Genomic DNA, 13,094 nt, shown 5'->3' with positions numbered 1-13,094 from the left:
CCTCAGAACGCGCTGTGGTCGAGGTCGACGAGGTGATGACGCAGCGCCGCCAACGACCGGGAGATCAGTCGGGAGACGTGCATCTGCGAGACGCCGACCCGGTCGGCGATCTGCGCCTGGGTCAGGTTGCCGTAGAAGCGCAGGGTCAGGATCTGACGTTCGCGCTCCGGCAGCGTGGCGAGGGCCGGCTCCAGTGCGACGCGGATCTCGACGAGGTCGAATTCGTGGTCGTCGCCGCCGAGGGTGTCCCCGAGTTCCCGACTGCCGTCGGCCCCGGCCGGCGTGGACAGCGACGTGGCCCGGTAGGCGCGTGCGCCCTCCAGCCCTTCCAGGACGGTCTCCTCGGACAGGTCGAGGTGGGACGCGATGTCCGCCACCGTCGGCGAGCGACCGAGGGTCTGGGTCAGCGCGCTGTTCGCCGCGCTGATCGACAGGCGCAACTCCTGGAGGCGACGGGGCACGCGCACCGACCAGGTGCGATCCCGGAAGTACCTCTTGATCTCGCCGATGATCGTGGGAATGGCGTACCCGCTGAAGTCGACACCCCGGGTGTGGTCGAAGTTGTCCACGGCCTTGATGAGCCCGACCGAGGCGGTCTGGGTCAGGTCCTCGTCGGGTGCGCCGCGTCCCGAGTAGCGGCGCGCCAGATGCCGGGCCAGCGGCAGCCACGCCTCGATCGCGCGATCCCGCAGTGCGTGGCGGTGTGGGTCGTCCGCCCCGGTCTCCGCCAGGGCGACCAGGAGTTCCTCGGGGGTCTGGTCGCTGCTGCGCTGGTCGACGCGGGTGCTGGGGGCCGTTCCGACGATGCTGGCCATGGGGGTGGTCCTTCCCAAACCTGCCCGTCGATCGGATCGACCGGAAGATCTCCGAACCGGCTTGCCGCCGGAGCGCACGTACGGGCGAAGATGCGCTGTCGCAAGGCCACGAGCACGGGCCTCGCCACCGCGTCATGTCGTGCACTTGATGACTCGTACGCTACCCGAAAGGGGTAGCTATTACTAGCCGAAAGTATGAGTGGGCGTGGTGGACCGAACCGCCGGATCAGCCGCGCGGGTCGTGCTCGTCGCCGGCGATCGGGCTCTGCGGGGCGGGCTGCACCGCGAACGGATGGCGCAGCCGGCGCATGGCCTCCGCGCTGCCGTCGACGGTCACCGCCGACCCGTCGGCCGCGTCGGCGTTCGACGTGGCGAGAAACAGGGCCGGTCGGGCGTTGTCGTTCGATGTCATGCAGGATCCTGTCTTCGGTGAAGGAGGGGCGTCCGGGCCACGGGACGTGTCGTCCGGTGACCTCGTGACGGTTCGGCGCTTCGCAGCGGCGCCCGATCAGGGTGTCTCGTGCACGGGCAAACGCCCGGCGACACCGACACCCCGCACCATACCCGGCGCTGTCGATCCGCACGCGCCGCCGACGGACCCCGGTCGGGCCAGCTCGCCGACGGCGGGAAATTCTGTAATCCCACCTGCCGGTGGCAGTCTCCGAACGTGAGGGCGGTCAGCGCACACAGCGCGGTCCGCGCGGATCAGCACCTGAGGAGTGACAGCCATGCCGTCAGCCGGTCGAGCGCTACCCGATGTCGGGTTGGTCGTCGCGGCCCGACAGGGCGACCAGCGCGCCCTCGACGACGTCGTCGCGGCCTCGCTCCCGTTGGTCTACAACATCGTCGGGCGTGCGCTGCGCGGTCACGCCGACGTCGACGACGTGGTCCAGGAGACGTTGGTACGGGTGATCCGGCACCTGCCCGCGCTCAACGACCCGGCGGCGTACCGGTCCTGGTTGGTGGCGATCGCCATTCGCCAGGTGCGCGACTGGGAACAGCGCCGACGTGTCGCGCTCAACCGTGACGCCGGGCTCGACGTGATCCACAACGTGCCCGACCCCGCTTCCGACTTCGCCGGCATGACCATCCTCCGGCTCGGTCTCACCGACCAACGACGCGAGGTCGCCGAGGCGACCCGCTGGCTCGACCCGGACGACCAGGAGTTGCTCTCGCTCTGGTGGCTGGAGGAGACCGGCGAGATCACCCGGAACGAGGTCGCCGACGCGCTCAGCCTGTCGCCCGGACACGTCGCCGTGCGGATCCACCGGATGAAGGAGCAGATCCAGAGCGCCCGCGCCGTCGTCCGCGCACTGCGTGCCCGCCCTGGTTGTCCGGACCTGGAGGCCGTGACCGTCGACTGGGACGGCACCCCCAGCCCGTTGTGGCGCAAGCGCCTGGCCCGACACGTCCGCGACTGCGCGTTCTGCGGGCGGCTGGGATCCACCCTGCTGCCGATCGACCGGCTGCTCGCCGGACTGCCGATGCTGCCGTTGCCGACGGGTCTCAGCGCCCATCTGCCGAGCGCGGCGGTGCCGTCGGCCGGCGCGCCGGCCGTGCCGCCCCACCCGCCGACGGCTGGGCCGGGTCCAGCCGGTGGTGTGCCCACCGATGCGGGCGGCGGCCCGAGCGCCGTCGACCTCGCGGTGAACCGGCCCCGTGGCCTGCTGCCCTCCCTCGCCGCCGGGGTGGCCGCGGCGGTTCTCGCCATCACCACGGTGGTGGTGATCCTGCCGGAGGATCCACCCGCACCCTCGTGGGCCGCGCCGCCGTCCGCGGCGCCCACCGCCGTCGCCTCGCCGAGCGCCGCGCCGTCGCCGAGCGTCCGACCGCCGTCGAAGGCCCCGGTCGTCCCGGCGGTCAGCTCCGCCCGCAAGGGCGTCGGGGTGTGGAACTTCGCCGGGGCCAGTCAGGCGCTGGCGAACTCGAAGGCCGGCTGGTACTACACGTGGGGCACCCAGCACCCGGGGATCAGTACGCCGCGCGGCGTGACGTTCGTGCCCATGATCCGTGGCGCGGAGAACGTCACCGCCGCCGAGTTGGCTCGGGCGAAGGCGGCGGGGCCGGATCTGCTCACCTTCAACGAACCGGACCTGCCCGAGCAGGCGAACATGACAGTCGAGCAGGCGCTGGACCTGTGGCCGCAGCTGATGGCGACGGGCAGCAGGCTGGGCAGCCCGGCGGTGGCGTGGGGCGCGCCGGATCCGCAGGGTTGGCTGGACCGGTTCATGACCGGCGCCGAGGCCCGGGGCCACCGGGTTGATTTCATCACGCTGCACTGGTTCGGCGCCGACTTCGCGAGCGCCACCGCGGTCGACCAACTCCGGCAGTATCTGCAGGCTGTCCACCAGCGGTACCAGAAACCGATCTGGCTGACCGAGTTCGCCCTGATCCGCTTCGACGGGGGCCGTCAACAGTTCCCGAGTCAGGAGCAGCAGGCGGCCTTCCTCACCGCGGCCACCGCCATGCTCGGTCGACTGTCCTACGTGCAGCGGTACGCCTGGTTCGGCCTGCCCGCCACCGACCAGGACCGATCCGGGTTGTTCAGCGACGGCACCCAGGCGACAGTCGTCGGCCGCGCGTTCCAAGCCGCCCGGTGAGCGAGGGCGAACGGATGGACGAGCACCAGATCGGCAGCGACCGCCCCCGGCCCACCGTCCCCGCCTGGCGGATCGTCGGCGTCGCCGTGGCTCTGGTCGCGACGGCGCTGGCCGTCGGTCTGACCCGTGGCTGGGGCAGCGCCGACCACCCTCCCACCACCCCGTCGGCCGCTCCGGTGGCGACCGCGCCCGTGCTGCTCAACGGCACCGATGACGCCTTCATCCAGCTGCTGATCCCGATGAACGAGGGCGCGCTCGCGTTGATCGACCACCTCGACAGCCGGCCGGCGGACGCGGACCCGTCGCTGCGGGCACTCCTCGACGACGTCCGGGAGGCGCATCGGGCGGAGTTGCGGGACCTCCGGGGGCTGCTGGCCGCGGGCAACGTTCCGGAGCTGAACATCCACGAGGGGCATCAGATGCCCGGCATGGTCACCGACGTCAGTCTCGCCGAGATGCGCGGCGCGCCCGACGCCGAGGTGTCGTCCCGGGCGGCTGCTCTGCTCCGGGCGCACCTCGCGCAGACCGTGGTGCTGTGCCGGGGTGAACAGACGGCCGGGGGGAGCCCCGAGTTGAAGGCGCTCGCCGGCCGGATCCAGCAGGCGCGGGCCGCCGAGCTGACCGCCCTGGACGGTCGGCCCGGTGCGGCCCAGGCCGCACCGGTCGACTGAGTGACGCCCACCGGGCCGGCCGATGCCGGCAGCTGACCTTCGGGCCGACATCCCCTCGTCGCGGGCGTCCCGTCCCGCTCACCGGGCCGGCACGTCGGACATCTCCCACCCGGCCCGGCGTGCGACGCACCGTACCCGGAGAACGTCGCCGCCCGTCGCGTCCGCCTCGACACCGACGGCGGGTTGGCGCGGTGGCCATCGTCGCGCGGCCGGGCGCGCCGCCGTCACCGCGTCGATCCTGACGGTGAGCGTCGGGTGGCTGCTCGCGATCCTCGCCGCGCCACACGTCACCCTCTCCCCGGGTTGGCGGATGGTTGCCCTCTTCTGCCACCTGTCCTGTCTCGTGGTGGGCTTCGGGGCGGTGCTGACGGTGGACTGGTTCAGCCTCCGGTGGCTGCTGCGCCGGGAACCGCTCGGCACCGTGCTGACCGCCGCACGCGGCGCGCACCTGCTCATCTGGCTGGGCCTGGTGGGTCTGCTCGCCAGCGGCGCCGCCCTGGGTCCGGACACGTCGTCCGGGCTGGTCTGGGTCAAGCTGCTCGCGGTGCTGGTGGTCAGCGTCAACGGGCTGTTCCTCGGCCGGGTCCGGGACCGGCTCGCCGCCGTGGACGGTCGCCCACCCTGGTCCGCCCTGCTCCCCGGCGTCGTCGCCGCCACCCTCTCCCAGATCGGCTGGTGGACCGCTACCCTCGTCGGCTTCTGGAACGCCAACAGCTGACGCCGCCGCCGGCGTGGTGATCAGGCCGGCGTCGGGTGCCTCGCCGCGAACCGGTCGCGGGTCAGGAACGCGAGCTGGGCACGCTTGTCCGGCATGTCGATCTCCGAGTCGAAGGTGAAGCCCTCGATCTCCAGCCGGCGCAGGGCGAGGTGGTTACGGACGTCCGGCTCGACGACGATCCGCTGGGCGGCCGGGTCGCGGAACAGGAAGCGGGCAAGGGCCGGCCCGACGGCATTGGTGAGGCCCCGGACGATCCGCCGATCGGGACTGAGCAGCAGGTGCATGCCGATGTCACCGGGCTGCACGCGGTAGCGCTCGCCGACCGGGTCCGCCTCGGGCTGGTAGGTCTGGAAGAGACCGACCGGCTCCGCGTCGACCGTGATCAGGTACGCGTGGTGCGTCGGCAGGCTGTCCACGAAGGCGTAGATGTCGCGGACCTCGTCGAGGGTGTGTGAGCCCATGCCCCAGAAGGAGTTGCGGGGTCGGGTGACCCAGTCGTGCAGAAGAGGGGCGTGCCGGTCGGGGTCCACGGCCAGCAACGACAACTCACCAAGACCGGCGACTTTTCCCAGGTGTGTCATCGGGCGCTGTCCTCTGTTCCATCCGGGGCGCGACTTAGGTTAACCTCCCCTAACCAAGGATGACCTTACCTGGAGGGGTGCGTGAAACGGAACTGGGAGGCCCTGGTCCTCAAGGCCATGGGCGGCCGGGACTTTCGGTTGACCGTGCTGGGCACCGAGTCGGTCGACGGGCACTATCAGCGGCTGCTCCTCGACGGGGGTGGCCTGCTGGAGGCGTGCGGGGTGCACCCCACGATGTGGGTCCGGCTGTGGTTCGACAACGACGGGCGGGCTCACCAGCGTGCGTACACGCTTGTCGACCCCGACCCGGCCACCGGTCGGTTCACGCTCGAATTCGCCATCCACGACGGCTGCGCCGCCCGCTGGGCCACCACGGCCCAGGTCGGCGACACCATCACCGCGACCGTCCAGGGCAGCGCGTTCGAACTGCCCGACCCCGCGCCGGACCACCTCTACCTGGTCGGCGACGCCGCGTCGCTGCCCGCGGTGAACAGCCTGCTCGACGCCGGCGCCGACATCCCGGCCACGGTCTGGCTCGAGTACGCCCACGAGGGCGAGAAGGCGCTCGCGCTGCGGACCCGCGAGCACCACGACGTCACCTGGGTGCCGCGGCGCGACGATGGTCAACACCTCGTCGAAACGGTGTGCGCGGCTCTGCCGGCCAGCGGCGCGGCGCACTACTGGGTGGCCTGCGAAGCCGCCAGCACCCGTGGCATCACCCGGCACATCCGGCGGACGCTGGGCGTCGACAAGGACCGGTTGACCTCCCTCGGCTACTGGAAAGCCGCATGAAGGGCCGGCTCGGCACGCTGACCGCGCTGTACGTCACCCAGTACCTCGGCGTCGGCTTCATCACCGTCGGCCTGACCGCCATCCTGCGCGACGGCGGCACCTCACTGGACACCCTGGCGCTGTTGCAGATCGTCGGTCTGATCTGGCCCATCAAGTTCCTCTGGGCGCCGATCCTCGACCGGTACGGTTCGCGGCACCGTGGCCACTACCGGTCCTGGTTGCTGGTGCTCCAGAGCGCCCTGGTGCTCGCCCTGCTGGCGCTGCTGCCGTTCACCGATCCGGCCGACGCGCTCGGGCCGATCGTCGCGATCTGCGCCGCGTACGTCTTCTTCTCCGCCACACAGGACATCGCGGTGGATGCCGTGGCCGTCCGGATGCTCGCCGAGTCGGCTCGGGGCACCGGCAACGGCATCCAGGTCGCGGCCAGCTACCTCGGCAACCTGCTCGGCGGCGGCGCCTGCGTCCTGGTCTACGACCAGTTCGGCTGGGCGCCGGCGATCGGCCTGCTGGTCGCGATGACGGCGGTCGGCCTGCTGGTGGTGTGGCGGTTCCGGGAGCCGCCGCGGACGGACCGGGTGGCCCGGGTGGGCACGGCCTACCGGGCGTTGCTGTCGGTGTTCAGCCAGCCGGGCTGCCGGTGGTGGACCTTCGGCGTGGTGCCGCTGGTCTACGTCGGCGCGGGAATGGCGTACTCCCTGGTGACGCCGGCCCTGGTCGACGCGGGCTGGTCGTTGGGTCGGATCGGCGTCGTCACGGGCGTGGTGACGAGCGCTCCGGCCATCGTGGCGGGCCTGGTCGCGGGGTTCGGGGTCAGTCGCTTCGGGCGCAGCGGGGTGCTGGTGGTCGGCGGTGTGACCCTCACGGTGTCGACGTTGCTGCTGTTGCCGCTGATGAACGGCCGTGCGCCGTTGGTGGGCACGGTGGCCGCGCTCTGCTGCTTCATGGTGGCCTACACCGTCGCCAACGTCGTGCTCTACACGGTCAACATGGACTACTCGCGACCCGACACCGGCGGCACCGACTTCACCGTCCTGTCGTCGTTCGGCCTGGTCTGCTCGTTCGTGGCGGGGTCCGTCGGTCTCGCGGCCGCCGCGCGGGTCGGCTACCCGGCGGTCGCGGTCGCGGCCATCGTGCTGGTGGCCGCCGGCGTCGCCCTGGGCCTCGCGCACCAGCGGCGCTTCCCGCAGCAGCCGGGTCCCGTCGCCGACCCGGCGGCGGAGCAGCCGGCGGCGGAGGCGGTGCGGGCGGTGGCGTGACCGCAGTTCGTGGTGCATCTCGACCAGGTTGTACAGACCGCACCATATCCGTCTAATAAGGGTAGGCTACCCTAATCATGGCATCGGGTAGTCGACGGAGGCGGTATGAGGATCTGTCTGACCGCGCTCAACCCCACCGACGCCGTCCTGGAAGGGTTCCTCCCGGCGGCGGCGTCGCTGGGGCTGTCGGCCACGGTGCTGACCGACCGGCCCGCGGAATGGCCCGCGGACGCGCCGGTGACGCGCTGTGCGGTCCGGGACGCGGCAGCGGTGGTCGCGGCGACGGCACCGATCCGGCCGGTGGCGCTACTGTCCAACAGCGACCATCTCCAGGAGGCCACCGCGATCGCCGCCCGAAAGCTCGGCCTGCCCGGCAAGGACCCGGACGCCGCCCGTCTCTGCAAGGACAAGGCCGCGGCCCGACGGGCGATCGCGGCCGCCGGCCTTGATCTGGTCCGTACCGTCACCGTCGACCCCGGATCCGCGCCGGAGGTGCCGGCCGGGATGTTCCCCGCGGTGGTCAAACCCCGCGAGGGGGTGGCCAGCGAGGACGCGTACCTGGTGGCCGACCGGACCGAGCTGGTCGCCCGGGTCGCCGAGATCCGGGGCCGGCGGCCGGAGGTGGCCCTGGTGGTGGAGGAGTATCTCGCCGGGGAACTGCGGACATTCGAAACCCTCGGTGACGACACGGATCTCGCCTCCCTCGGCGGGTGGGCGACCGGCCTCGGCCCGCCGCCGACCTTCACCGAGGAGAACCTCGCCTGGTCACCCCCGACCGAGCCGGCGAGCACCCAACTGCGGGCGTGCCTCGACGCGCTCGGGGTCGGCTTCGGCGCCTGCCACACCGAGTACGTCGTCTCCGGCGACGGCCGGGTCCGCCTCATCGAGGTGAACTACCGCCTCATCGGCGACCGGATGGACCTGATCCTCGCCGAACTGCTCGGCGTGCCGCTGTTCGAACAGGTCATCCGGCTGCACCTCGGCGAGCCGGTGGCCGCCCTGGGTCTGCCCGCCACCGTCGACAGGTACGCCCAGGTCGAGTACGTCTGCGCGGCCCGGACGGGCCGGCTCACCGCCGCACCGGGCCCGCTGGACACCGGCGACGGCGAGGTCCGGCTGGGCTGCCGACCGCTGCGCCCGGTGGGCCGCTTCGCCGAGCACACCGGCACAAATCGCGACTACCTGGCCGTGCTGCACGCGATCGGCCCGGACCGGGACAGCGTCCAGACGTCGTTGGCCGCCTTCCGCAGCGAGCTCCAGTGGACCATCGTCGAGTGAGCGACGACTGCGAGCGGGAGGTGTTCACCCGGGTGCTCGACGCCCTGCTGCGCGAGGACCACCTCGGCCTGCTCAGCACCGGCAGCCCGGACGGGCCGGACTGGTGGCAGGTGCCGCACCCCGCCGGCCTGCTGCGCATCCCGGTGCGGGTGGACGGCTTCCAGCAGGCCCTGCGCAGCGCCGCTCCGACCGTGCTGGTGCTGGCCGACGGCACCACCCACCGGACGGACACCCTGGCCGGGCTGTTGACGTTGCTCGCCCCCCGGGACGACGCCGAGGCGGCGACCGGCTGGCGGGACTTCAGCGCCGAGTGCCGCGCCGACCTGCGGGCCCGCCGGCTCGCGGCCCGGCACCGACCACGGGTCTTCGCCGAGGTGGCCGCCGCGCGCCCGAGCACCCCCACCGGTCTGCCGGCGGCCCTCCTGGACGACGTACTCGCCGCCCACCACGGGCACCCCGTCTACCCCACGGACCGGTGCCGGCACGGCCTCGGCGACGACGACCTTCTCCGGTACGCCCCGGAGCACGCCCCGCGTTTCGCGCTGCGCTGGTACGCCGTCCCCACCGAGGACGTCCGGCTCACCGGTGAACTCCCGTCCTGGTGGCCGCGCGCCCGACGACCGGACCAGCTGTTGCTGCCGGCGCACCCGATCACCGCGGAACGCGACGCGTTACCGGTCACGGACCTGCCGGCGATCACCGTACGGCCCACCCTCTCCATGCGGACGGTGGCGCTCGACCTCGACCCGTACCTGCACCTCAAGCTGCCGCTGCCGACCGCGAGCCTCGGCGCCCGCAACCGCCGTACGCTGCGCCCGGACTCACTCGCCGACGGCGCGGCCGTCGCCGCGTTACTCGGCCGGATCGCCAACGCCGAACCCACCTTCGCCGGACGGATCCGGCACGTCGACGAGAGCACCTGGGCGCACGTCGGGGGCGACGAGCGGCGCAGCTTCCTGCTCCGCAGATTCCCGGGTGACCTGGCCGGCGTCTACGTGGTGCCGGTCGCGGCCCTCGCCGCACCCGACCCGAGCGCGGGCACGGTCCTCGAACGGATCAGCCCCGATCGGCCCGGGGCACTGCTGGAGTCCTACCTGGACCTGCTGCTCGACTGGCACGTCTTCCTCTGGCTCCGGCACGGAATCGCGCTGGAGGCGCACCCGCAGAACATCCACCTGCTGGTGCACCCCGACGGCACGGTCGGCCTGCTCTACAAGGACAACGACGGTGCCCGCCTCGACGCGCGGCACGGCGGCCCGGGTGGGCTGACCCTCGACGACGACCGGATGTGGGCGCGCGACCCGCAGGAACTGGCGGACGTGTTCATCACCATCACCCTGCACCTGGCCGCCGCCGCACCCCTGCTCGCGCTGGCCGCGCGCGGGCTGCCCGTGCCGTCACCCGCCGAGGCGCTGGCACCCCGGCTCGCCGCCGCCCGCGACCGGTGGGGTGACGGACCAGCGGCGCGAACCTTCACCGACCGGGTCCTGCGGGCCGCCCACCTGCCCATCAAGGCGATGCTGACCGCCGGCACCCTGCTGCCCAAACAGCGGCTGGGCTGCGCCGACATCAACAAGTACTACCGGCGTACCGGCCCGAACTACCTCCGGGAGACACGATGACGAGCGCCCAGTTGCGCTCCCGCCCGGCCACCGAGACCGGTCAGCTCGCCGACCTGGCCACCGCCCATGCCGTCTTCGGTTGTCTGGTCCGCGAACTCGCCACGCCGGACGGTGGCCCGACAATTGTCGACGGTGCCGCGCATCAGCTGCTGCGGCACCTCGACGTCACGCTGCGCTGCGGGGTCGCGCGACACTCGCCGCTCGGGGCGCACCGCTACGCCGGTCCGGTGCAGCGGCGCACCGACAGCGGACGGTGGGTCGACCTGGACGCGGACGGGCTCGCCAGCCTGGTCGCCGCCGAACTCACCACCCGCACCGGCCTGACCAACGACGAGTTCGTCGAGCAGGTCCAGGCCAGCCGGGACACCGTGGCCCGGCTGCTGGCCGACCGCCCGGCCGAGAACCCCACGCCGACCGGCGACCCGGCCATCGACGCGTACGTCGACTCCGAACAGTCACTGGTCTTCGGCCACCCGCACCATCCCACCCCGAAGTGGCGCAGCGGTGACCCGGAGAGCTGGCGGGCGTACGCCCCGGAGCTGCGCACCTCGTTCCGGCTGCACTGGCTCGCCGTACCGGATGATTTGGCCGTCGGCGCCGGGCCGTTCGACGCGCTCGTGGCCGCCCTCGACCCGCCCCGACCCCCGCGCGGGCACCGCGTCCTGCCGGTGCATCCCTGGCAGCTCGCACTGCTCCCGCCGACCCACCCACGGCTGCGCGACCTGGGCGAGGCCGGCGTGCCGGTGCGGCCGACGGCGAGCGTGCGAACCCTCTACGCCCCGGCGGCCGACCTGTTCGTCAAGACCAGCCTGCACGTACGGATTACCAACTGCCTGCGCAAGAACGCCCGCTACGAACTCACCGGCGCGGTGGCCCTGACCGACCTGCTGGCGCGGGTGCCGATGCCGGACGGGGTGGGGCTGCTCACCGAACCCGCCTACCGCACGGTCGACGTACCCGGTCCGGACGAGGCGTACGGGACGATCCTGCGCACCGGCCTGCGCCCGCACCTGCGTCCGGGGGACACCCCGGTGCTGGCGGCGGCGCTGGCCGCCACGCCACTGGTGACACCCGATCCGGTGGCCTGGTGGCGGGCGTACCTCGGGCTGTTGGTGCCGGCGGTGCTGCGCTGCTGGCTCAACCACGGCGTCGTGCACGAGGCACACCTGCAGAACGTGGTCGTCGTGCTCGACCGCGACCGCCACCCGGTACGCATGCTGCTGCGCGACCTGGAGGGGGTGAAACTCGACGCCGACCGGTGGGCGACCTGGCCGGACGGCGTTCCCGCGCAGGTCCGCTACGGTCGGGTGGACGCCCGCCGACGGATCGTCTACTGCCTGTTCGTCAATCACCTCGGTGGCATCTGCGGGGCGCTCGCCGACGCGCGACCGGGCATCGAACGGCGGCTGTGGCAGGAGCTGCGGGCCGTCGTCGAGGCCGTCGCCGCCGACCTCGACGATCCACCCGAACTGCGCGCGCTGCTGAACGGTGAGCCGCTGCTGGCCAAGGCGAACCTGCTGGTCCGGTGGCGGCGCGACGCGGACCGGGCCGCGCCGTTCGTGCCGGTGCCCAACCCGCTGGGCGGGCCACGGTGACCCGACCCGTCTACGTCCACGACCTCGACGCGCTGGCCACGCAGGCCCGGGCCATCCGGGCGGCGCTGCCCCGGCCGGTGGAGCTGCTCTACGCGGTCAAGGCCAACCCGGACCCCGGTGTGCTGCGTACCCTCGCCCCGGTCGTCGACGGGTTCGAGGCCGCGAGCCGCGGCGAGCTGCGCAGACTGGCCGAGGTGCTGCCGGGACGGGCGCCCGCCGCGTACGCCGGGCCGGGCAAGACCGACGCGGACCTGGTCGCCGCCCTCGCCGCCGGGGTGCACCGCATCCACGTCGAATCGCCCGCCGAGCTTCGGCGACTCGGCGCGCTGGCCACCGCCTCGGGCACCACGGCCCCGGTGCTGCTGCGGGTGAACCTGCCGGTCGACGCGCCCGGCGCGAGCCTGGTGATGGGCGGCGGACCCAGCCCGTTCGGCATGGACCCGGCCGACGCGGTCGAGTGCGCCCGCCACCCGCCCGCCGGCATCGACGTACGCGGGATCCACGCCCACCTGGCCAGCGGGTTGGACGCGTCCCTCGCCGGTGCGGTCGCCGCCGCCGTGGTCGAGTGGGCGGTCACCGAGGTCGGTGCCGCCGAGGTCGACGTCGGCGGGGGCATGGCCGTCGACTACACCGACCCGGCGACGCGATTCGACTGGGTGGGTTACGGCCGGGCACTGACCGACGTCCTCGACGCGTACCCGGGGGTGCGGTTGCGCATCGAGCCGGGCCGGTCGGTCACCGCGTACTGCGGGGCGTACCTCACCGAGGTCATCGACGTGAAGCGCTCCTACGGCGAGTGGTTCGTGGTGGTGGCCGGGGGCACCCACCACCTGCGGACACCGGCGGCGAAGGGGCACTCGCAGCCCTTCACCGTGCACTCGCGGCACGGCCTCGACGGCCCGCGCACCGACGGAGGACCGGTCACCGTGGTCGGGCAGCTCTGCACCCCGAAGGACGTGCTGTCCCGGTCGGCCACCGCCGGGCCGATCGGCGTGGGTGACGTGTTGGCCTTCGCCATGGCCGGGGCGTACGCCTGGAACATCAGCCACCGCGACTTCCTGCTGCACGAGCCACCGCTGTTCCGTACCGGTGACCCGCAGAAACTGGCCGCCGAGTGGGCGGCCCGACCGCTGCGGGAACGACACCAGGGGCCGGCCGACGGCTGA

General features: G+C 72.8%; 12 protein-coding genes. 9 read left to right on the top strand and 3 right to left on the bottom strand.

The genetic code is table 11. From position 1 onward, the window contains the following. Positions 1–2 precede the first annotated feature (2 nt). Entirely contained in the window at positions 3–815 is an 813-nt protein-coding gene (locus AB0O48_RS04385; RefSeq protein ID WP_365062889.1) for an RNA polymerase sigma factor SigF, read from the bottom strand. 226 nt (positions 816–1,041) lie between these two features. Continuing rightward, positions 1,042–1,227 (bottom strand): hypothetical protein, encoded by a 186-nt coding sequence (locus AB0O48_RS04380; RefSeq protein WP_365062886.1) that lies wholly within the window; start codon positions 1,225–1,227, stop codon positions 1,042–1,044. A 316-nt stretch (positions 1,228–1,543) separates the two neighbouring features. Between AB0O48_RS04380 and AB0O48_RS04375 the strand changes: the two genes are divergently transcribed. The 3 genes from AB0O48_RS04375 to AB0O48_RS04365 all read left to right on the top strand — a co-directional run bounded on the left by AB0O48_RS04375 (position 1,544) and on the right by AB0O48_RS04365 (position 4,804). Next, the gene (locus tag AB0O48_RS04375; RefSeq protein WP_365062885.1) at positions 1,544–3,415 is read left to right on the top strand and encodes a sigma-70 family RNA polymerase sigma factor; all 1,872 of its coding nucleotides are present in this window, start codon (positions 1,544–1,546) and stop codon (positions 3,413–3,415) included. Positions 3,416–3,429: 14 nt separating this feature from the next. Beyond that, complete coding sequence (locus AB0O48_RS04370; protein ID WP_365062882.1) at positions 3,430–4,086, top strand: DUF305 domain-containing protein; 657 nt, start codon at positions 3,430–3,432, stop codon at positions 4,084–4,086. Positions 4,087–4,330: 244 nt separating this feature from the next. Next, positions 4,331–4,804 (top strand): hypothetical protein, encoded by a 474-nt coding sequence (locus AB0O48_RS04365; RefSeq protein WP_357240874.1) that lies wholly within the window; start codon positions 4,331–4,333, stop codon positions 4,802–4,804. Between the two features lie 20 nt (positions 4,805–4,824). Here the strand turns inward: AB0O48_RS04365 and AB0O48_RS04360 are convergent, their stop codons facing one another. Next, positions 4,825–5,385 carry a GNAT family N-acetyltransferase gene (locus AB0O48_RS04360; protein ID WP_365062879.1) on the bottom strand — a complete coding sequence of 187 codons (561 nt, stop codon included), beginning with the start codon at positions 5,383–5,385 and terminating at the stop codon, positions 4,825–4,827. 81 nt (positions 5,386–5,466) lie between these two features. Here AB0O48_RS04360 and AB0O48_RS04355 point away from each other — a divergent pair, with 81 nt between their 5' ends. From AB0O48_RS04355 to AB0O48_RS04330, 6 genes are all read left to right on the top strand, one after another. Continuing rightward, positions 5,467–6,177, top strand: coding sequence for a siderophore-interacting protein (locus tag AB0O48_RS04355; protein WP_357572043.1), 711 nt, complete (start codon positions 5,467–5,469; stop codon positions 6,175–6,177). Then, positions 6,174–7,433 (top strand): MFS transporter, encoded by a 1,260-nt coding sequence (locus AB0O48_RS04350; protein WP_365062875.1) that lies wholly within the window; start codon positions 6,174–6,176, stop codon positions 7,431–7,433. Before AB0O48_RS04355 ends, AB0O48_RS04350 begins: the two co-directional genes overlap by 4 nt. A gap of 105 nt (positions 7,434–7,538) precedes the next feature. Continuing rightward, positions 7,539–8,711, top strand: coding sequence for a siderophore biosynthesis protein (locus AB0O48_RS04345; protein ID WP_365062873.1), 1,173 nt, complete (start codon positions 7,539–7,541; stop codon positions 8,709–8,711). Next, positions 8,708–10,333 carry an IucA/IucC family siderophore biosynthesis protein gene (locus tag AB0O48_RS04340; protein ID WP_357572046.1) on the top strand — a complete coding sequence of 542 codons (1,626 nt, stop codon included), beginning with the start codon at positions 8,708–8,710 and terminating at the stop codon, positions 10,331–10,333. The genes AB0O48_RS04345 and AB0O48_RS04340 overlap by 4 nt, the downstream gene beginning before the upstream one ends. Further along, the gene (locus tag AB0O48_RS04335) at positions 10,330–11,928 is read left to right on the top strand and encodes an IucA/IucC family protein (RefSeq protein WP_357240893.1); all 1,599 of its coding nucleotides are present in this window, start codon (positions 10,330–10,332) and stop codon (positions 11,926–11,928) included. The genes AB0O48_RS04340 and AB0O48_RS04335 overlap by 4 nt, the downstream gene beginning before the upstream one ends. Next, positions 11,925–13,094, top strand: a complete 1,170-nt coding sequence (locus tag AB0O48_RS04330) for an alanine racemase (RefSeq protein ID WP_365062871.1) — start codon at positions 11,925–11,927, stop codon at positions 13,092–13,094. The genes AB0O48_RS04335 and AB0O48_RS04330 overlap by 4 nt, the downstream gene beginning before the upstream one ends.

The sequence above is a fragment of the Micromonospora sp. NPDC085948 genome, assembly GCF_040686315.1.
Lineage (GTDB): Bacteria > Actinomycetota > Actinomycetes > Mycobacteriales > Micromonosporaceae > Micromonospora.
The sequence above is the reverse complement of the archived record's forward strand: the minus strand, read 5'-3'. Positions and strand labels throughout refer to the sequence as shown.

What these genes read in the sequence shown, in the direction of transcription:
- AB0O48_RS04385 (WP_365062889.1), bottom strand. Translation starts at nt 815, where the DNA reads ATGGCCAGCATCGTCGGAACGGCCCCCAGCACCCGCGTCGACCAGCGC.
- AB0O48_RS04380 (WP_365062886.1), bottom strand. Translation starts at nt 1,227, where the DNA reads ATGACATCGAACGACAACGCCCGACCGGCCCTGTTTCTCGCCACGTCG.
- AB0O48_RS04375 (WP_365062885.1), top strand. Translation starts at nt 1,544, where the DNA reads ATGCCGTCAGCCGGTCGAGCGCTACCCGATGTCGGGTTGGTCGTCGCG.
- AB0O48_RS04370 (WP_365062882.1), top strand. Translation starts at nt 3,430, where the DNA reads ATGGACGAGCACCAGATCGGCAGCGACCGCCCCCGGCCCACCGTCCCC.
- AB0O48_RS04360 (WP_365062879.1), bottom strand. Translation starts at nt 5,385, where the DNA reads ATGACACACCTGGGAAAAGTCGCCGGTCTTGGTGAGTTGTCGTTGCTG.
- AB0O48_RS04350 (WP_365062875.1), top strand. Translation starts at nt 6,174, where the DNA reads ATGAAGGGCCGGCTCGGCACGCTGACCGCGCTGTACGTCACCCAGTAC.
- AB0O48_RS04345 (WP_365062873.1), top strand. Translation starts at nt 7,539, where the DNA reads ATGAGGATCTGTCTGACCGCGCTCAACCCCACCGACGCCGTCCTGGAA.
- AB0O48_RS04335 (WP_357240893.1), top strand. Translation starts at nt 10,330, where the DNA reads ATGACGAGCGCCCAGTTGCGCTCCCGCCCGGCCACCGAGACCGGTCAG.